Raw genomic sequence first — 21119 nt, 5'->3', positions numbered from 1 at the left:
ATTGAATTGTATCTTTATTGGTTAACCTATTCAATATATTTATTCCAAAGTGTATTGTTAATTTTGTCTAACAGTTTCTTATGTTCATCAATTTCTTCACTATTTGGTAAATGTTCTCTGGGAGTTAGATTACGTACTTTATGCTGAACGAATGTAGAGTTACTGTCCTGATTGCATTCATTATCAAACAGAAAGGTTTGTAACCCTCCTGTAAGTTCAACATATACCTTTGCAAGCAATTGAGCATCAACTAGTGCTCCGTGCAATTCTCTATTCTCTAGCGATATATCAAAACGCTTACATAATGCATTCAAAGAAGCAGGTGATCCTGAGAATTTTTTCCTCGCAAGAGGTAATGTATCTAGCACTCTGTCTGAGGAAATTAACCTAGCATTCAGCTTGCTTAACTCCATGTTAAGGAACTTAACATCGAATTCAGCGTTGTGAATTACCAAAATATCATTAGATATAAAGTCAAGAAATTCAAGTGCAACATCTGAAAATAATGGTTTATCTTCTAAAAATTCTTCACTAATACCGTGAATCTTAAACGAGTGATAAGGTATATCTCTTTCTGGGTTAAGGTACCGATGGAATACTTTACCTGTTGGAATGCGGTTAATTAATTCCACACACCCTATTTCAATAATTCGATGACCAGATTCAGTGTCAAGACCTGTCGTTTCAGTGTCAAGTACTATTTCGCGTAGCTTGCTTTCCATTTCAAATAAAACTCATCTTACTTATCATTTGTCTTATCGTTACTTGTCTTTTTATAGTGAATAGAAACAAGCAACCAGCTTGGGTCTGATGAATTAACATTTTTTTTGAATTGCCATACATCCTCAACTTTATTAATAGTGGATGTACTACCTGATATTATATCTCCTTCATTGTTCTTAACGAAGTTAATTTGCTCTGAAAGGAAATATACTGCAATAAACACTGCGTTTTTTACTAGCTTTATTTCTAAAACCTTTTGTGAAACGATAGAAACAATTATAGACTCGTGCACCTCTTTACGATGTTTAATCTTCTCTGCGAAATTATCATATAAGTCTTTATCGAGAAGTGGTTTTAACTGAGACAAATTTCCTTGATTGAAACATTTTATTATTAATTCAAAAGCTATGCTTGAACCTTCTATAAAGTGGGAAATAGAAAAATCTTTGTTTTTTTTTAATATTTGTTTATAAGTAACTTTTATTGAATTTTCATCATTGCTATCAATGTAACCCTCAATGTTTTCTACTACATCTTCTCTACTTCGGCTTACATCCAATACATTAGTTAGCTTTTTTAGGTTGAGGTTGGCTGACCTTCCTAAAGAATTATACAAACGTGAAAAAATGAACGCCGCTAATAAAGCATATATTACAAGCTCTATCATAGTAACTCAACTCCTTGGCATATAAAGTATCCGAACATTATTAATTATTAATGAAAATATGTTTTTCATATCAACTTATAATCAGGTTTGCTATTCGTTTGTAAATGAATATATTATATAAGAAAGTATTAAATATCTCAACTTAATTAAAGGAGACGTAAGAAATGCCACAACAAAAAATGAGAATTCACGGTCAATATGTTAAAGATCTATCATTTGAGAATCCGAATTCGCCATTCCTTTCTTCTAGTAAAGCTCCAGATATTAATGTAATGGTTAATATCAATTCAGCAAAATTAGAAGGGACGAAAAACAAAGAAGAAGTGAATGAAGAAAAATCTTTTCATGAAATTACTTTGCATATAGAAGTCAAAGCAACGGTAAAAGATGAAGGCATAAAAGATGGTGTAGCTTTCATTTGTGAGACGAAATATTGTGGCATTTTTTCAATAGAAAATTTAAAAGAGTTGAGTGAGGAAGAGGTAAGACAAGCTTTGTTTATTGGCGGACCTACTTTTCTTTTCCCTTTTGCAAGAGAAATAATTGCAAGAGTTACAAGTAGTGGTGGATTTCCCCCACTGATGCTAGATCCTATAGATTTTGAAACTATGTATGAGCAGCAAGGTCAACAACAAAAAAGTAACGGTAGTAATTCCAATTTTAACTAATATAGTGTGATAGGATGAACAATTCTTTAAATGCAAAAACGACTTTAAACATTGACGGGAAGTCATACAACTATTTTAGCCTAAGTAGTGCTAGTGAATTTTTAGGAATAGATGTGACTAAATTGCCTTGCTCACTTAAGGTTCTGCTTGAAAGTTTATTGCGCAATGAAGATGGAGTAAACGTAAAGCTAGATGACATAAGAGTACTAGCAGACTGCGTTAATAAACACACTAATCACGAAATTAGCTATAAACCAGCAAGGGTGTTGATGCAAGATTTTACAGGGGTTCCTGCTGTTGTTGATCTAGCTTCAATGCGGGACTATGTTAAGAAAAATGGAGGAAACCCAAGCAATATAAATCCGTCTGTACCGGTTGATCTTGTGATTGACCATTCTGTTCAAGTAGATAGTTATGGAAGTGTTTCCGCATTCAGTAAGAATGTTGAGTTAGAAGTAAAAAGAAATTTGGAGAGATATCAATTTTTAAAGTGGGGAGAATCGTCCTTCACAAATTTTAGAGTAGTGCCGCCTGGCACAGGGATTTGCCACCAAGTGAATCTTGAATATTTAGCGCAAGTTGTGTGTAATAATGATGGAGTCATATATCCTGATACTTTAGTTGGTACTGACAGCCATACTACAATGGTTAACGGATTATCAGTTCTTGGTTGGGGTGTTGGAGGCATAGAAGCTGAGTCTGTGATGCTTGGTCAACCAATTAGTATGGTGATTCCAGAAGTAGTTGGATTTAAATTAATTGGCAGATTGTCGGAAGGAGTAACTGCGACCGATTTAGTGCTGATGGTTACCAATATCCTAAGAACAAAAGGCGTTGTTGGTAAGTTTGTAGAATTTTATGGTGATGGTTTAGATTATTTATCTTTGGCAGATAGAGCCACTATAGCAAACATGGCCCCGGAGTATGGCGCAACTTGTGGATTTTTTCCAATTGATCAAAAAACGCTAGATTATTTAAGCTTAACCGGAAGGCCAGAAAAGCTGATTAAGCTAGTTGAGGCTTATGCGAAAGAGCAAGGACTGTGGCGTAGTAGTGACGAGTTAGCATTTTTTGACACACTAGAGCTTAATTTATCAAGCGTGGAGCCAGTAATGGCTGGTCCCAAAAGACCACAAGATAAGGTTTTTCTTTCACAAGTGGCAGAGTCTTTTTCTAAATCATTTTTAGTTAATGAGTCAAAGGAAAGCGATAAACTCCAAGATGGAAGTGTAGTTATTGCAGCAATAACAAGCTGCACTAATACTTCTAATCCAAGTGTGATGATTGCTGCAGGTCTTGTAGCTCGTAATGCAATTAAACTTGGATTAAAATCAAAGCCTTGGGTTAAAACTTCTCTTGCTCCAGGGTCACAAGTTGTAACAGAATATTTAGAAAAGTCTGGATTGCAGGTAGATCTAAATGCTTTGGGTTTTAATCTAGTTGGATATGGTTGCACAACTTGCATTGGGAATTCTGGTCCACTTAATAAAGGTATAGAAGATGGCATTAAAAACAAAAACTTAACCGTTGCTGCAGTTTTATCTGGCAATCGTAACTTTGAAGGAAGAATTCATCCGTTAGTCAAAGCTAATTACTTGGCATCTCCGCCACTTGTTGTTGCATATGCACTTGCTGGTACTGTGCAAATTGATCTGACAAAAGATTCAATATGCAAAGATAAGAATGGAAATGACGTCCATCTCAAGGATATATGGCCAACAAACAATGAAATCGAAGATTGTGTTAAAAATGTGGTAACACGTGAGATGTTTATACAAAAGTATAAGGATGTTTTTTCTGGTGATGAACATTGGCGAAAGATAAAGTGTGAAAAAAGTGAAATCTATAATTGGGATGCAAATAGCACTTACATACAAAATCCGCCCTATTTTGATAATTTATCACCTAAAAATAATAAAATCGATATAAAAGGTGCACAAATATTGGCAATGTTTGGCGATAGCGTAACCACTGACCACATTTCCCCTGCTGGAAATATTGCCTCAAGTAGTCCTGCAGGTATATATTTAAAAAATCTTGGAATTGAGCCACAGGACTTTAATTCGTATGGGTCTCGTCGTGGTAACCACAATGTAATGATGCGTGGGACTTTTGCTAACATTAGAATAAAAAATGAAATGGTAAGCATCGAAGGCGGCTATACAAAATATATTCCTTCTCAAGAAACTATGTCGATTTTTGATGCAGCAATGCGCTACAAGGAAGCTCTCATCATTGTGGCAGGAAAGGAGTATGGCACAGGTTCAAGTAGGGATTGGGCAGCAAAGGGTACTTTATTGTTGGGGGTTAAAGTTGTCATTGCAGAAAGCTTTGAGCGTATACATAGGTCCAACTTGGTCGGCATGGGTGTTCTTCCACTTATATTCCAAAATGGAATAACCAGAAAGATATTTGATGGTAGCGAGGTAATAAGCATAAAAGGTGAAATAGTGCCAGGTGGAAATCTAGAATGCATCATCAAAAGAAAGGATAATTCAAAGCAATCAATTCAACTCAAATGCTGTGTACAAACCGCAACTGAGACTAAATACTTGATGTGTGGTGGAGTGTTGAGCTACATACTTGCACAATCTTTTTGATTTAGTGAAGTTATTGCATGGACTTCTTTTAGCCAGCCCTGATCCCTTTGTAAATAGCAATTTGCTCTGCGCAAAGTTATGATATAATTTCACCATACATATGGTGTCGGAGTATTTTTTGGAGATAATTATATATGATAAGCTCTATACAAGAACCTAATGAACTCAGAAAACGTTTACAAGGATTTTATCGTACTGATGAAAAGAGTTATATACGTTATCTTGTAGAAAAAGCAGAGCTTTCGGCTGATTCAAAAAATAGAATTTATAATATTGCAAAACAAGTTATTGAAAAAATCAAACACAATAAATTAAGTATTGTAGATTCCTTTATGCAGCAATACTCGCTTTCCAATGATGAAGGAATAGCATTGATGTGCCTTGCTGAATCGCTACTTAGAATACCAGATGATTATACAATAGACGAGCTAATCAAAGATAAAATTGCCAATCAAGAATGGAGTAAATATTTAGGATATTCTTCTTCATTGTTCGTCAATGCTTCCACGTGGAGTTTAATGATAGGTAGCAGTATATTGAGAGATAATGAAGGCGATTCGAAGTTCTATTACGCAATTTCTAAGTTACTTAAGAATTTAGGAGAACCGATCATTTGCAAAGCAGTAAAACAAGCAATGTCTATGCTTGGTAATCATTTTGTTGTTGGAGAAACCATAGAAGAAGCTTTAAGGTACGCAAAACTAGATGACAATAGTAAGTTTTTATACTCTTTTGATATGCTTGGCGAAGCTGCTCACACAACTGAGGATGCAGAAGAGTATTTTAATTCATACATGCACTCAATAAAAGCTATAGGTGAATCCACTGAAATAAATGATTGTTTTAAATCCCATGGAATTTCAATCAAACTTTCTGCTTTACACCCACGTTATGAATTTAGTCAATTTGGCCGAATTGCTGGTGAGATATTCACTAAGGTTTTAGAGCTCTGCCGCGAGGCAAAAAAATACAACATTTCACTATGCATAGACGCAGAAGAAACAGAAAGGCTTGAAATTTTCTTAATCTTGTTTGAACAATTACGGCTTGATGAATCACTTTCTGAGTGGGAAGGGCTCGGCTTGGCTGTACAAGCATATCAAAAACGTGCTTTATCTGTTCTTGACTTTGTTGAAGATGTTGCTATCCGATCAAAGCACAAAATTATGGTGAGGCTTGTAAAAGGTGCATATTGGGATTCAGAAATCAAGCGTACGCAAGAATTGGGATTAAATGATTACTCAGTATTTACAAGAAAAAGCTATACTGACGTATCTTACCTCATGTGCGCACAGAAACTTTTGAGTAAACCAAACAGCTTTTACCCATGCTTTGGAACTCATAACGTCTATACTTTTGCTTCTATCATGGAACTTGCTGATAAAAACCACCCTGGATTTGAATTTCAACGCTTACATGGAATGGCAAAAGACTTATATGATTATGCAATGTCAGAGCTTGCAACAAATGTTAGCTGTCGTGTCTACGCACCCGTTGGGGAACATAGTGACTTGTTGCCTTATCTTATAAGACGTCTTCTTGAAAATGGAGCTAATAGTTCGTTTGTTAATCAAATAAGTGATCCTAACGTTAAAATCGATGAGTTAATTTCAGATCCACTGGAAAAAGCTATAAATTTTAATTATGAGCCTCATCCAGGCATTCCATTACCACAAGATATTTTGGGACCAGAAAGAAAAAATTCTTTGGGAATGGATATTAGTGATTCTGTGATAGTCTCACAATTTGCAGATGATATAAAGGGTTTTAGTGAAAAAAAGTGGCAAGTTGGACCAATAATTGATGGAAAGGCACTATTTGATAGTGCTGAATTTATCGAAGTAGTGAATCCTGCACATTTGGAAAATGTAATTGGAGAAGTGTCAAATACAACAAGTGTTCAAGCTTTAAACGCTCTTGAAATAGCACATAATGCTTTTACTGAATGGCAGAATGTTTCAGCAGTAGAGCGCGCTAAATGCCTTGAAAAAGCTGCAGATTTGCTTGAAGAAAGGATGAAAGAGTTGATTTATATTCTGATCGTAGAAGCAGGAAAAATTTTATCTGATGCAATAGCGGAAGTAAGAGAGGCAGTGGATTTCTTACGTTACTACGCAACGATAGCAAAAAATGAACTGAGCGACTGGAAAAAATTGCCAGGGCCAACAGGTGAAGATAACTTCATCTTTTTTGAAGGTAGGGGAGTTTTCCTGTGTATATCACCGTGGAATTTTCCACTTGCTATCTTCATTGGGCAGGTTTCAGCTGCACTTGCAGCAGGTAATGCAGTGCTGGCAAAACCGGCAGAGCAAACGCCGATTATTGCCTATGAAGCTGTTAAGATACTACATGAAGCTGGGATATCAAAAAATGTGTTGCACCTCATTCCTGGGGATGGTGGATATTTAGGCAAAATATTAGTTCCAGACAATAGAATTTCCGGTGTAGCTTTTACTGGTTCAACACAAACCGCTCAAATAATTAATAGAATGCTTGCAAATAGGGATGGTCCTATTGTGCCATTTATTGCTGAAACTGGCGGATTAAATGCTATGATTGTTGATAGCTCTGCTCTCTTAGAGCAAGTGACTACGGATGTTTTGCTTTCTGCGTTTCGCACCGCTGGCCAACGCTGTTCTGCGCTTAGAGTGCTGTTTATTCAAGAGGACATAGCAGAGAAGCAGATAAAAATGATATGCGGTGCAGCGCAAGAACTCAAGATTGGTGACCCAATACAACTTAGTACTGATATTGGTCCAATAATTGATAAAGCATCTATCGATATGCTCACTCAACATACGCAAAAAATGTCAGAGGATAAAGATTCAAATCTGTTATTTAAAGTACCCATGGATACAAATTCTCATAATGGTTATTTCTTTCCTCCATATATTTATGAGATACAAAAAATTTCGCAATTAAAGCAAGAAGTATTTGGTCCTATTTTACATATCATACGTTTTAACAAGTCACGATTAAATGAAGTTATAAGTGATATAAATAGTACTGGATATGGGCTTACGTTTTCTTTGCAGAGTCGTATACAAAGTCAAATTGACACTATAAGTAAAAAAATATCAGTTGGAAATGTCTACATCAACCGTAACCAGATAGGTGCAGCAGTTGGGATACAACCATTTGGTGGTAGAGGACTATCTGGCACTGGGCCAAAAGCTGGTGGTCCTCATTATTTACAGCGTTTTTCTACAGAAAAAGTTGTAAGTGTTAACACTACAGCATTTGGTGGTAACACTACACTTATGTGTTTGGATTAATTTGCGGGCCCTAATTTTTCTTACCCCTAAACTAGACGTTCGTGCAGTTATGTACACAGCGCTAAAACCCGAAAAGGACCAGCTCATGCACTGAAATAAATCGTATCCGTTCAGCCAATGGCGTCAACTTAAGAACTTTCATTAGCAAACTCTCCTAAAGACATGATGGCGTTTAGGCTTATCTACTTTATTGCGGCTGTCCCGGTCGGATTTTAACTTTAGCGCGTATACTTAAAAAGGGCTTGAAAGTTTTTTGGCGCAATAAGTACCTGATAGAGTTTCTGTCTCATTACACTAAATAAAACTGAAAAATTTAAACGATACTCAGTAATTTGATCTGGGTTCCAAGGCCCTTGTGCATCACATATATGAAGCGATAATATATTGCACATGACCAAGTTTGCCCAAAATTCTTGTAATACAGCCTCTCCAGAAAAATTCTCTAACTCTGCTCCTACTTTGAGTCGTTTATAGCACTCCTCTATGTGCCACCTTAACACATAAGCTTTGCTCCAAAGTCTCGGTCAAAAACTCTGTTTCTCAGTTGGCTAATGTCAGCACTATAACTCTTACTTTCTGTCCTTTCATTTTATTTTTTAGCTTTTCATTTTCTAATATAAAATCAAAATCTAATTCGCCAGCGTTCCCATAGCTTACTATAATTTCTTTTTTGCAAGCGAAAAATAAAATCTACTTCCAAATTATAATGCTGCTGAATGAATTTTACTGAAGACGATCATAGATAAATAATAATTTCTCTTGATTTAATAAACGCATTTGAGTGATAACTTCGGGTAATTGCTCTGCCGCCAACGTTTGTTCACCTATATTCCAAGCTGCAAGACGAGCACTGCAAATCAATGAAGTACACAAATCAACAAACAAATTGCCAATGGTGCCTGTTGTTCCATTTGGTTCAAACTCGGATACAATTTCCCCAGAGCTGGGTAATCTCATACCAGAACCATCTGCTGCAATAAGTCTATAGCCTCTCCAACTCAGGTTCATCCTGATAGGCTGTTTGGATGCTTAAATTCTTGAAAGCCTGTATGGCAAATCTTATATCTTGCTTTAGAAAAAGCTTGCTTTGAGGGTACATGTCAATGGCTCCATAAGTTCACATTCTATTCCCAAACTTTTTTTAACTAACTTTAAAATCATAGAAAATACTGTCGAAAAAGGAAGTTTTCTTGTTCGTGTAAAACTCAACACAATGGATTTTCTGAAAAGTTTTCGAGTATATTATATTTTTAATTTGTAGAATAAGGTTTTTTCCTTTTTGCATATTTCACCTAAAAAGGACACATTTTAGACTTCTTTGTTGAAATAAAACAGAAACAAAAGTGCTGTCCCTTGCACTCTTTGGATAATTTAATGATAAAAAATTTGGAGAGAAATTTTATACACTATCGCTGATATTTTTCCTTAAGTTGACGCCATTGTGTGAACGGTTACGGTTTCCCGTCTTCACCATGCTATATAGAAAAAAGTCTGGATTCCAATTTGCATGACAATATGGAGTATCTGCTTCTTTCATCCCAGTGGGATCTTTTATTCCATTTTATCAACAGTTTGTTTTGCAGTATCAAACAATTTTAATCCTATAATCCCGAATGTAACTAAAATAAAGCATATTACTTCGAATAAATTAACTGGTTCATCAAATAGGTAAACTCCAAGTATCGAAGCTCCTATAGCGCCCACTCCAGTCCAAATTGCATAGCATACTCCGATAGGTATAGAACGTGTAGCGAGCGAAAGTAAATATGTACTAAGAGCCATGGAGAGTATGCTAATTATTGATGGTACGAGATGAGTAAATCCATAACTATGCTTAAGTGTTATGACCCAGAACACTTCAATTAGTGACGATAAGAGTAAATATATCCAATTCATGCATAAATTTTTAGGTTTAAATAGAGAGCTTTAGCCCTATGCTTCCTATTACAATTAAAACGATACATAAAACTTGAGATAAATTAATATTCTCTGTGAAAGTGGTTGCACCAATTATAGTTATTCCAATTGTGCATATTCCAGAGGAAACTGCATAGCATACCCTAATAGGTAGAAAGCATGCTGCAAGAGATAAAAAGTAAATGCTAATGATCATAATTACCAATGTTGCAATCGAAGGCACAACTTTAGTAAAACTGTTACTAAACTTTAGCGTTACAGCCCACAGTATCTCTAGGATACTAGACAGCAACAAATACAACCAGCACATTTTCGTAACATTTCAATCTTGTATTGTAACAGAAATTGTTAGTTAAAACTACACTAAAGTGCAATAGATCTCTCTTTCGGAATTGCTTTAATATCAAACTTAAAACAACATCCTAAAAAACTTTTCTACGAAATTCAATTCCTGCACGTCATTTGCTGCATAAAGTGGTGTAGTTTGTTGGTCAATACCTGGTATTTCTACAAAAACTTTGCCCACTTCTTGACCTTTTTTAATGGGTGCAGGTATCATATCTTTATATTCAATACGCACCTTAATTTGGTCATGCAATTTGCGGTTGTAAGTTATGGTAACATCGTTTGCAACTGTAATAGGCACTTTTCTATCTTTTCCATAGAGAACATTTACTTCCTCAACTACGCTGTCTTTAACGAATATTTTCTTAGTGTTAAAATGATTTAAGGAGTATTGTATCAATCTTTTTGCTTCTTCTATTCGCTCTTTCTCAGTGTTTAAACCATTTACGACAGCAAAAATTCTCCTATCATTTCGTTTTGCAGATGCTACAATGCCGTAACCACCAGCATTTGTATAACCGGTTTTTAAGCCATCAACCCCAATATCGTGAAAAAGTAGAAGATTTTTATTCTTTTGTACAATTTCATTATATGTCAAATATTGTTCGGAAAATAAATCATAATATTCAGGAAAATCGGTGAAAATCCTTTTTGCCAGCATTACCAAGTCTTTTGCGTTCATAAAATGATCTTCATCTGGCCACCCGCTTGAGTTGACAAAATGACTGTCATTCAGATTCAAATTTTGTGCAACTTCATTCATTTCAGCCACAAAATTCTCTTCTGATCCTGCAATGCCCTCGGCTAGTGTTATGCAGGCATCATTGCCTGAGACTATTGTAATTCCTTCAAGTAATTCCCTCACCGTAACGGATTGACCTTCTTTCAAAAACATAGAAGAGCCTCTCCTTTCCCACGCTTTTCTACTTACTCGAAATTTATCCTCCATGTGTATTATTCCAGCTTTTAGATAATCGAAGGCTATATATAAAGTCATTAGCTTGCTCATTGAAGATGGGGCCATTTTTTCATCAGAATTATGGTCAAAAATGAATGAGTCTGAAGCTAAATCTAAGACTACTGCTTGCTTTGCTTTGGTTCTAAACTGGTATGAGTATGAAGAAAAAGGAAGTATAAAAACTAATAGCAAAATTACCAATCTGCTTAACATATCTATAATTTTAAATTTATAGTGTACTAATTAATAGTATAATTTTACAGGGGCATTTCAATAGATCTCTTGCATAAAAATTCCTTGACAAACCTCGCCAGCCCCCTTATCATGAAAGTGAAGCTATTTATTTATCTTCTCTGTACAGATTAAATGACAAAAAAACTCACGTATCTGGCGTCTCATGTTTAATTTTTTGCACTATGTGCACCTTATGTCTTTATAAAATTTCTAGGTTTTTACCTAATATAAGCTAAAATGCGCTTATAAAGCATTTAAAACATAAAAAAACGCCAACTTAAAAAATGGATAGTGAATAACTAGCTACCCTAGGGTTTCTTTTGCCTTTTTTTCTGTTTAGTAAATTTCTTAAACATTTATGACTAAAGGTTAGTTGCATTAAAAAGCAGCTAAATCGCGGTTATTAAGCGTTTAGAATAAAAAAACGCCATACTTGAAAGTATAATGTAAGTAATTAGCCAACCACGGGGCTTCTTTTGCCTTTTTTTTCGTTTGGTAAATTTCTTAAATATTTATAGCTAAACGACAACCGTCATCCCGCTACGTGTTAGCGGGATCTCTTGTTAGCGGCTGAGATACCGCGAATGAATCGCGGTATGACGGTTCGTGACGGTATGACGGTTCGCGGTGACATGACGATAACCTCGTCATCCCGCTAGGTGTTAGCGGGATCTATGTTAAGGTATGGCGGTTAAATAAGGGATCTATGTTAAGAGATACCGCGAATGAATCGCGGTATGACGGTTCGTGGCGATATGACGGTTCGCGGCGGGATTCCAGTGTCTGGGCACTGGGATGACAGGAAAAGGGGCTACTTGGATTACAGCAGATCACCTCTTCACAAAAATTTTATCAGTAATACGCATATCAATAATACTCCAATCGCTGAAAGTAAAATCAGTTGTATTGTGTAAGTGGTTTAAATAGTCCCATGCACTATAAGGGTTATCTTCAGGCAGTTTTACTGTGGAATCGTTATCAAGTATGATATTCCATCTTCTATTCCCTATATAAGCAAAAGAAGAAATGTGGTCACTTAATTGAGTTTTACTCTCTAACACATCTCTAACAAATTCTAGGTTTGATAATGAGTTTTGTCCTGTAATTACAACAAGATCATCTATTAAATAGTCATCTACGATCACTTTACCTTCAAAATCAATTACCGAGGTTTTGTTATTATCTTTCCAGAGAGCAAACGGTTTATGCTCATCTATATTAATGTGTAGAGTATTGGGCAAAATTCTGTGAACTCTTACGTGTTTTATCCATCTGCTTACGGATTGTATGTTACCGGCAAGTTTTGAAAGTGATATATACAGGATAGGTTGCGTTCTATCTGTCAAACTTAGAATATCCTTTTTGTTTGTAAATTTATTGCCGCTCACGACTACTTCGTCGATTGAAAATCCACTACTGAGTAATAAACTAGATAGGCAGTCATTATACCAAGTAAAGTAGTAATTAAATCGATTTATTATTTTATCAAGTGAGCTGTAAAGTATTAGCGTAAGAAAAAGTGCTGTGATAATAACCAAGGTACACTTACGCAAAAAACTCCTTTGGCTTCTAGTAATACTGCTCAACATGACTTAAATCCCTAATATTTTTGTGCTGCAAACTATCTTCAATAATAATTTTAACTAATTCATTAAAATTGATTCCTTTTGCCAATTTTGCAATTTCTGGCACTAACGATAACTCAGTAAAGCCAGGATGTGTATTAATCTCAAGCATTTTTAAAGTGTTATTTTTGGGATTATAACGGAAATCTGAGCGGGAAATAGTTTTGCATCCTAAAAATTGATGAACTTTCAGTGCGTGTTCCAAGGTCATTTTATATATATTGTTAGGAATTTCAGCAGGAAATATATGTTCTGTAAATCCATCTGTATACTTTGCTTCATAATCATAGAATTTATTTTTTGGTCGTACTTCTATAGTGCCAATTGCTTCATCCAGCAATACAGCAGTATGTAACTCTATGCCCGGTATGTATTCTTCTACGATCATCTTTTCCATTATAGTAGAACTATTATCTTTCAGTTCTAAGTAATCCTCGTGCGAGAAAATTATGTACACTCCAATACTTGAACCTTCATTAATTGGTTTTAAGACGTACGGATAATCAATTTTAATATTATTTTTTAGTAGATCTTCTCGGCTAATTACATAACCTTTTGGAGTGTCGATACTAAGGGACCGAAATATATGCTTTGACATCACTTTATTCATAGCAACAGCAGAAGCCATAACTCCTGAGTGTGTATATTTTATACCTAAAATCTCCAATAAACCTTGAATGCAGCCATCTTCACCATAAGGTCCATGCAGAGCGATAAAAGCAAGGCCCGAATTAATTTTTCTAAGCTTTTCAGCAATGTTGCTGTCAACATCTATTTCTATTGCATTGTATGAAAGGCTATCGAGCGCCTTCTTTACTGCTTTTCCGCTCATAAGCGATATTTCTCTCTCACAAGAAAACCCACCACTTAAAATTGCTATAGTTGGAACCATAAGCATTCTATGTTTTACTATATAGCATATATAATGGTTACATTAAGCTTATTAAATACCTACTTTGGCTAACTATAAGACCTTCTTACTTTCTTCAAGCACTTTTTTTATCCACTTCAAATAGCGTGCTCGGCAACGGTAGTGGCGTGTTTGCTGCACCTTTATACTGTTCACAGATAAGCTTTTCTAAATCCTCAGCAGATTGTTCTTTTGCTTCTTCTTTTTTCACTACTCCACTAGTTACTAAATCAATTAAGGCTGTAGTGTGTATTATCATTCGATTATTTAGCTCAAATATCTTTTTTGTATCAAGTGAGGGGTTTCTAATTAAGGCAGATAGTGCATGCATATATTTGTCTATATCAGAAAGACTTTTGTTTGTATCATAGTTGCTAGCTAATATATATTCCTTCAAACGCTCAATTTCTTCTGGAGTAAACTTGTAAACTTCATCAAGTTTCCTTATTAAAGATATAGTAAGTATTCTACTTAAAACTCTCAATTCTCTAATAAATTGTATTCCTTCTCCTTCAGGATAAGACATTTCTTCTTTTTTATATTTCTTAAATAATTCTTGATCATAAGACTTTCTGAAATCTGACATCATTGCTAATGCTAACTCTTGTGAACCTAGCTTAAAAACTTCGTTGAAGCTGTTTGCGTTGGCATCTTGTGCACCGCCTGCAGTAATTCCACAACTATAAGAAATCTTTTCAGATAAGCTATGATACTCTTTTATCATCTCTTTCAGCAATATTTTAATATCATCTTCGGTTAACTCTACTGTTGATAATAGATCACATGTTTTTTCAAGATCACCATTCACTTGAAAAAGTAACCCTTCAATCTTTTTAATGGTTTCTCTTTTATTTATACTCATAACTTACCCCCAAGATTTAATGCTAACAGCTAGTTTTATAATCAAATATTTCAAAAGTCAATAAGCCTTTTTCCTTAATCCTTAAGTTAATCGATACTAATTTATCAGCATAACAACTTAGATAACGCAACTATTTTCAGCAACCAAAAACAACAACCCTGAAATACAAAAAGTTTCTTTTCCTTCAGTAGCATTATTCTAAATTTTCATCAAAATAAGCTGTTTTATCCTTTTTTTCCTTATACTCTTCTGCGGTATAGAGGGGTTGCTTCTTAGCTGTGATATTTGGCCATTTTTGTGAGTATTCTACGTTTATGTTGTAAAATGATTTGAAGATTTTTTGTTCACTGTTCAGTAACTCTTCATCTAGTTCTAAAATATCTTTTATGGAATCATCAGTTACAATTGCATCTACTGGACACTCAGGTATGCACACTCCGCAATCAATACATTCATCTGGGTTAATCACGAGCATGTTTTTACCTTCATAGAAGCAGTCAACGGGACATACTTCCACACAGTCCGTATATTTACATTTTATGCATTTATCTGTAACAAAATGCGTCATAAAACACTGTATATTTGTATTATCTTGGGTACACTAAATTGATAAGAAATTCAAGCCTTTTATGAAGATAAATAAATTGAACAACGAAGAATTAGAAGTATGGTTAAGCTTGGCTAGAACTATAGGACCAATAAAGTTTTTTAGTATACTAAGAACACATGGATCGCTAGATGAGGTGTTGAAATATCTCAATAAGGTGGCTAATAATAAGGTGTATGGCATTCAAGATGCACGAGAAGAAATCAATAATGCAGAAAGAATTGGAGCTAAAATTATACCCGCATGTGACCCAGATTACCCTGATCTTTTAAGAAATATCTCTAGTTGTCCTCCTGTAATAACTGCGTTTGGTGATATATCATTATTAAGCCGTGAGATAATTGCAATAATCGGTGGGCGTAACTCTTCGATGAATGGAAGAAATTTTGCCAATAAGTTGGCACTTGATTTAAGCGAAGCTGGTTTTGTTATTGTTTCTGGACTTGCAAAAGGAATCGATACTGCAGCAAACAGTGTAATATACAAAGATCATCCCACTATTGCTGTTACAGCAAGTGGAATTGATGTGGTGTACCCAAAAGAGAATTTTGATCTATACAAAAAAATCACCGAGAATGGCGGATTAATAGTTACTGAGCTTCCATTTGCTACTAAACCAAAGCCTCAGTATTTTCCTCAAAGGAATCGAATTATATCTGGTCTATCGCTGGGTTTTGCAGTGATTGAAGCATCGAAACGTTCTGGCTCTCTAATAACAGCAGATTTTGCTTTAAATCAAGGGAGAGAGGTGTTTGCAGTTTCTGGTTTCCCTTTAGATTCACGCTGTAGTGGTAGTAATTATTTAATTAAAAACGGTGCTAAGCTTATCGAATCCGCTGATGACATAATAGAGAGTATTAGGTTTAGTTTACCTCCGCAGCAAAAAAACCTATTTGATGTTGAGCACCATTTTGTTAACCAAAAACAAGAAAAATTACAACAGGCAAAATCTGTTATAGTTAATCATATTAACTCTGTACCTGTTGATATAGATGAACTTATATTAGCAAGCGGACTTTCTACCAACATAGCTCTAATGGCTCTTTTAGAACTAGAGTTGGAAAACAAAATAGAGCGTTCACCGGGGAATAAAATATCGTTAATTTTCTAGATTACTTTAGCTATGTCGTTTTACTAGATGTTCGTACAGATATAGCTAAAGTGGCTTAGGTTTACCTACAATTTGAAAAACAACAAATTCGTCATTCCGCTACTCGTTAGCGGAATCTATGCTGAGATACCGCGAATGAATCGCGGTATGACGTAGGGAAATCTTTCTTGGGTTAGCTATATATGCTTGACACTGAAATGATGACATTTATCATAGGATTCTTAGTTGCTGATTTTAGAATTGATAAGAGAAAACTTTTTTTCAACTTGTTGTATAATTTTATAAAAGTGATCGAAATCTAAGCTTGCACTGCCAATTAAAACTCCTGATAAATTTGAAATATTTAACAAATTTTCTATATTTTCTGAACTAACTGAACCACCATATATAATGTGTTTTTTACTAGTACACAATTTTATTACCTCTATCACCTCAGTAATTGCATCATTATTTGGCACATGACCTGTGCCTATTGCCCATATTGGCTCATATGCTACGGTATATTCACCGTGTGTTGGCAAGCGGTTTTTACATTGATATTCTATTACTTCTTTTGTTTTTTCATTCTTATAATCTTCTGAATTTTCACCTACACAGATAATTGGGTGTAAGCCTGATTCTATTGCTATTTCCGACTTAAGTTTTATTTCACTATCTTTTTCATTAGCCCTTTCAGAATGCCCAAGTATTACGTAAGTACACCCTAGTTCTTTTAACATTTCTGCGCTAATTTCACCTGTGTAAGAACCGAACTTTTTATGATGGCAATTCTGTGCTCCTATATTAATATTATTGTTCAACTCTATACTGCTTGGAAATGACGTAAAAGGAGGGCAAATCACTAGCTTAGAGGTAATTTCGTTGCTCTTGTTGTTAAGTTTGCCTATAAAGTCAACAAATGAAGAACGCATTCCATTCATTTTCCAATTTGCTACTATTAAAAAGGACATCAACTTTACTTATATGGGCGAGAGTGCCGGCTGTCGGACTTGAACTGACAACCTACTGATTACAAGTCAGTTGCTCTACCAATTGAGCTAAGCCGGCGTTAAACACATTAATAATATACAATTATCAATGAATTTTCGTCAACTAATTTTTAAAATACTGTATAATGAAAATAATATGAAAAAATTTTTACTGAAGCCAAAAAAGAGTCTAGGGCAAAATTTTATTTTATCGAGTGAGATAACAAAAAAAATCGTCGCTTTAGCTGGTAGTCTGGAAAATTTTAATGTCATTGAAATTGGTCCTGGATATGGTGCATTAACAAGAGAAATATTGGTGCATAATCCAAAGTCTCTACTTTCTATAGAAAAAGATAGAGATTTAGTAAAACACCATGACCAACTGCTAAATGAGCATCAAGGAAAGTATAGAATTATAGAAGCGGATCCACTGCATGTTACAGAAGAAGAGCTGATAGAGCGCCCAGTTAAAGTTATTGCTAACTTGCCTTACAATATCTCGGTAGTGTTATTTTTAAAGTGGTTAAATAATATAAAATTTTTTACGAACTTGACATTAATGTTTCAAAAAGAGGTAGCAGATCGCATTACGGCAAGACCCAATTCTAAAGATTATGGTTCCTTATCAGTGCTAAGCCAGTTGCTATGTGATATAAAAAAGGAATTTGATATTGAACCTAAAGAGTTTTTTCCAAGACCAAAAATACATTCTTCAGTAATTACAGTAAATCCTTTGCCTACCCCAAAGTTTGCAGTAAATTTGGAAACCTTAACAAGGTTAACACGTGTCGTTTTTTCTCAAAGAAGAAAGATGCTGAGAAATAGCTTGCAAAATATAACGAACCACGCTGAAACTGTCCTTGAAAACGCTAAATTGAGCGGAAACCAGCGTCCAGAAAACTTAACTATTGAGCAGTTTTGTTTGCTGGCAAATAATGTAGAATGCTTATTTTGCAATAAAATGTATTAGCAACCATATAGCTTTTCTATCTCCTAAAAACAGTTAGAGCTATACAATTAAAGGCTCCTAGCTAATTTTGCCTATTGCAATTTAATTAATTGGCGTATAAGCTTTAAATAAAGCCTATGAAAAAAATGGAAGCTTGTTATTCGTTTGACGATATACTTCTTTTGCCAGCCTATTCTAATATATTGCCTTGCGATGCAGATACAAAAACTTATTTAACAAATAGTATAGAACTAAATATCCCTCTCATATCCTCTGCAATGGATACTGTTACTGAATCGGGCTTTGCAATAGCTATTGCCCAACATGGAGGGATAGGTTGCATACATAAGAATTTATCAATAGATGAACAAGTTTTAGAAGTGAGAAGGGTGAAAAAATATGAAAGTTGGATCGTGTATAACCCAATTACGATTTCACCGGATAAAACAGTTGCGGAAGCAATTTCATTAATGAGAGAGCACAATTATTCTGGCATTCCTGTAGTCGATCAACGCAAGTTAGTTGGAATTTTAACTAACCGAGATGTGAGATTTATTGAAGACCAGAACATGAATGTAAAAGTTTCCGAAGTGATGACAAAAGATAAGTTAGTGACAGTGCGGGAGCAGGGAGTGAATAGTGCCTCAGCAATGAAATTGTTGCATGAAAATAGAATAGAAAAGCTTTTGGTCGTAGATGAAAATTCTTGTTGTATAGGTTTAATTACGGTTAAAGACATTGAAAAATACAATAGATACCCAAATTCATGTAAAGACAGTAAAGGGCGTCTCAGAGTTGCCGCTGCAATTGGCACTGGTAAAAAAGATGGTATAGACAGATGTGAAGCTTTGATCGGAGAAGAAGTTGATGTAGTTGTTGTGGATACTGCTCACGGTCATTCCGAAAACGTTATCAATACCATTAGGGAAATAAAAAAGATGTATCCTAATACGCAATTAATTGGCGGAAACATTGCAACAAAGGAGGCTGCTGAAGCGTTGATTGATGCGGGTGTTGATGCAGTGAAGGTTGGAATAGGACCAGGATCAATCTGTACAACCAGAATAGTTACAGGTGTTGGTGTGCCACAATTCTCTGCAATCAAGAATGTTGCAGAGGCGTGTAGAGCAAGAAACGTCAGACTAATTGCTGATGGTGGGGTAAAATACTCAGGAGATGTTGCAAAAGCTATTGCAGCTGGTGCTGACTCTGTGATGATTGGTTCGATTTTTGCTGGCACTGACGAAAGCCCAGGTGAGATTATTATGTATAAGGGCAGAGCATATAAAGGCTATCGAGGAATGGGATCTATTAGTGCAATGAAACGAGGTTCAGCTAGCCGTTATTTTCAAGATAAAGATTCAAAACTCAAATTAGTTCCACAAGGAGTGGAAGGAAGAGTTCCATTCAAAGGTCCAGCTTCAGGAGTAATCCATCAATTGATTGGCGGATTGCAAGCTGCAATGGGGTATACTGGTAATAGGAATATAGAAGAGATGAAAAAAAATTGTAAATTTGTTACTATTACTGCATCAGGATTAAGAGAGAGTCACGCTCATGATATAGTCATTACACAAGAAGCTCCAAATTATGCTTATCAAACGTCCAATTTGTCAACCGATTCGGAGTAGTCCAGAAAAAGTAGAGAGAAAGTTAAGACGTTTTTGGAGTAAAATAAAACGTTTTTTCAAAATATGACAAATAGAAGAGAATATACAGCAGAATTCAAATTAGAAGCTGTTAAGCTGGTTAAAGAAACAGGTCAAGCAAGTACAAAAATAGCAAAAGATCTAGGTATAGATGGCAGTATGTTAAGTAAGAAAATATGATGGAAAAATGTCTGGAGCATACGCATTTCCAGGCAAAGGCTCCTTATGACAAAGAAAGATTTGATCTAAAAAAAGAGCTAATAAGAGAAAGAGAAATCTTAAAAAAAGCCCTGGGCAAAGAAAAAGAGTAAAGTATTCTTTTATATAGAAATTGCTATAAAACACAGGAACTATGTAGGGTTTTGTACTGGTGGTATGGGTTGCTAAGGAAAAAAGCAGTAAAGAATTAGCAAAAGAAGGGCTTCTAGCAGATATTCAAAAAATACATCAAGCTTCTAAATGCAGATATGGAGCCCCTAAAATTCACGCTGAATTAAAAGCTTTAGGCAAAAATTAAAACAGTACAAAGTGTTATGCAAGAAAATGGCATTAAAGCCAAGTTTAGACGAAGGTTCAAAAATAAAAAACAGCAAATAAGCAACTGAGTTGTGGCTCCGAACACATTGGATCAAAATTTTACTACTGATCAGCCAAATAAAGTTTGGGATTACCTACATAAAAACTAAAGAAGGTTGTTGGCGGCAATAATTGACCTATATTCACGCATGGTGGTTAATGAGTAACATGATAATTAGTTATAGATTCTTTATTGATGGCCGTTGATAAACGCAAACCCGATAAAAATCTGCTGTTACATAGCGATCAAGGGTCACAGTATACCTCTCAAAATTACCAATTTCTATTGAATACAAAAAACATCATTTCCAGCATGAGCCATAAGGGCTGTTGTTACGATAACTCTGTTGCAGAAAAGTTCACTTAAAAGGGAGCTGCTTATTGATACTTCTCGCTCAACAAACCAGAACTGCCATATTTGAATACATAGAAATCTTTTATAACAAATAACGTAGACATTCTACTATTAACTATT

16 protein-coding genes, 1 tRNA gene and 2 pseudogenes are annotated in these 21119 nt (G+C 35.1%); 7 read left to right on the top strand and 12 right to left on the bottom strand.

Annotated elements, in window-relative coordinates; all coding sequences use genetic code 11:
* Positions 1-26: 26 nt before the first annotated feature.
* Complete coding sequence (gene dnaQ / locus OOK90_RS04190) at positions 27-722, bottom strand: DNA polymerase III subunit epsilon (protein ID WP_264705770.1); 696 nt, start codon at positions 720-722, stop codon at positions 27-29.
* Positions 723-739: 17 nt separating this feature from the next.
* Entirely contained in the window at positions 740-1390 is a 651-nt protein-coding gene (locus tag OOK90_RS04185; RefSeq protein ID WP_264705769.1) for a Tim44/TimA family putative adaptor protein, read from the bottom strand.
* A 164-nt stretch (positions 1391-1554) separates the two neighbouring features.
* Between OOK90_RS04185 and secB the strand changes: the two genes are divergently transcribed.
* From secB to putA, 3 genes are all read left to right on the top strand, one after another.
* Positions 1555-2058, top strand: a complete 504-nt coding sequence (gene secB, locus OOK90_RS04180) for a protein-export chaperone SecB (protein ID WP_006279761.1) — start codon at positions 1555-1557, stop codon at positions 2056-2058.
* 14 nt (positions 2059-2072) lie between these two features.
* Positions 2073-4658, top strand: a complete 2586-nt coding sequence (gene acnA, locus OOK90_RS04175) for an aconitate hydratase AcnA (RefSeq protein ID WP_264705768.1) — start codon at positions 2073-2075, stop codon at positions 4656-4658.
* Between the two features lie 134 nt (positions 4659-4792).
* The gene (putA, locus tag OOK90_RS04170) at positions 4793-7933 is read left to right on the top strand and encodes a bifunctional proline dehydrogenase/L-glutamate gamma-semialdehyde dehydrogenase PutA (RefSeq protein WP_264705767.1); all 3141 of its coding nucleotides are present in this window, start codon (positions 4793-4795) and stop codon (positions 7931-7933) included.
* Between the two features lie 141 nt (positions 7934-8074).
* Here putA and OOK90_RS04165 read toward each other — a convergent pair.
* The 8 genes and pseudogenes from OOK90_RS04165 to OOK90_RS04130 all read right to left on the bottom strand — a co-directional run bounded on the left by OOK90_RS04165 (position 8075) and on the right by OOK90_RS04130 (position 15352).
* Positions 8075-9218: pseudogene (locus OOK90_RS04165) on the bottom strand (transposase).
* Positions 9219-9484: 266 nt separating this feature from the next.
* Entirely contained in the window at positions 9485-9829 is a 345-nt protein-coding gene (locus OOK90_RS04160) for a DMT family transporter (RefSeq protein ID WP_006279756.1), read from the bottom strand.
* A gap of 16 nt (positions 9830-9845) precedes the next feature.
* Positions 9846-10160, bottom strand: a complete 315-nt coding sequence (locus OOK90_RS04155; protein WP_010082606.1) for a DMT family transporter — start codon at positions 10158-10160, stop codon at positions 9846-9848.
* 99 nt (positions 10161-10259) lie between these two features.
* Positions 10260-11366, bottom strand: coding sequence for a D-alanyl-D-alanine carboxypeptidase family protein (locus tag OOK90_RS04150; RefSeq protein ID WP_264705766.1), 1107 nt, complete (start codon positions 11364-11366; stop codon positions 10260-10262).
* Positions 11367-12217: 851 nt separating this feature from the next.
* On the bottom strand, positions 12218-12976 hold the full coding sequence (locus OOK90_RS04145) for a cell division protein FtsQ/DivIB (protein ID WP_264705765.1): 759 nt from the start codon (positions 12974-12976) through the stop codon (positions 12218-12220).
* Entirely contained in the window at positions 12957-13910 is a 954-nt protein-coding gene (locus OOK90_RS04140; RefSeq protein WP_264705764.1) for a D-alanine--D-alanine ligase, read from the bottom strand. The genes OOK90_RS04145 and OOK90_RS04140 overlap by 20 nt, the downstream gene beginning before the upstream one ends.
* An 88-nt stretch (positions 13911-13998) precedes the next feature.
* Positions 13999-14784, bottom strand: a complete 786-nt coding sequence (locus OOK90_RS04135; protein WP_264705763.1) for a hypothetical protein — start codon at positions 14782-14784, stop codon at positions 13999-14001.
* 193 nt (positions 14785-14977) lie between these two features.
* Positions 14978-15352 (bottom strand): ferredoxin family protein, encoded by a 375-nt coding sequence (locus tag OOK90_RS04130; RefSeq protein WP_077188509.1) that lies wholly within the window; start codon positions 15350-15352, stop codon positions 14978-14980.
* Positions 15353-15413: 61 nt separating this feature from the next.
* Between OOK90_RS04130 and dprA the strand changes: the two genes are divergently transcribed.
* On the top strand, positions 15414-16502 hold the full coding sequence (gene dprA, locus OOK90_RS04125) for a DNA-processing protein DprA (RefSeq protein ID WP_264705762.1): 1089 nt from the start codon (positions 15414-15416) through the stop codon (positions 16500-16502).
* A gap of 221 nt (positions 16503-16723) precedes the next feature.
* On the opposite strand, the gene OOK90_RS04120 is transcribed toward dprA, so the two are convergent.
* The gene (locus OOK90_RS04120) at positions 16724-17452 is read right to left on the bottom strand and encodes a triosephosphate isomerase (protein WP_209472714.1); all 729 of its coding nucleotides are present in this window, start codon (positions 17450-17452) and stop codon (positions 16724-16726) included.
* Between the two features lie 24 nt (positions 17453-17476).
* A tRNA-Thr gene (locus OOK90_RS04115) sits at positions 17477-17549 on the bottom strand.
* Positions 17550-17627: 78 nt separating this feature from the next.
* On the opposite strand from OOK90_RS04115, the gene rsmA reads away from it, so the two are divergent.
* From rsmA to OOK90_RS06750, 3 genes and pseudogenes are all read left to right on the top strand, one after another.
* A complete protein-coding gene (gene rsmA / locus OOK90_RS04110) occupies positions 17628-18440 on the top strand; it encodes a 16S rRNA (adenine(1518)-N(6)/adenine(1519)-N(6))-dimethyltransferase RsmA (protein WP_264705761.1) in 813 nt (270 codons plus the stop codon).
* Positions 18441-18556: 116 nt separating this feature from the next.
* Positions 18557-20050, top strand: a complete 1494-nt coding sequence (guaB, locus tag OOK90_RS04105) for an IMP dehydrogenase (protein ID WP_065095043.1) — start codon at positions 18557-18559, stop codon at positions 20048-20050.
* 63 nt (positions 20051-20113) lie between these two features.
* Positions 20114-21094, top strand: a pseudogene (locus OOK90_RS06750) (IS3 family transposase).
* The last annotated feature ends 25 nt before the right edge of the window (positions 21095-21119 follow it).

This window comes from Wolbachia endosymbiont (group A) of Ancistrocerus nigricornis, from assembly GCF_947250785.1.
Taxonomy (GTDB): Bacteria; Pseudomonadota; Alphaproteobacteria; order Rickettsiales; family Anaplasmataceae; genus Wolbachia; species Wolbachia pipientis.
The sequence above is the reverse complement of the archived record's forward strand: the minus strand, read 5'-3'. Positions and strand labels throughout refer to the sequence as shown.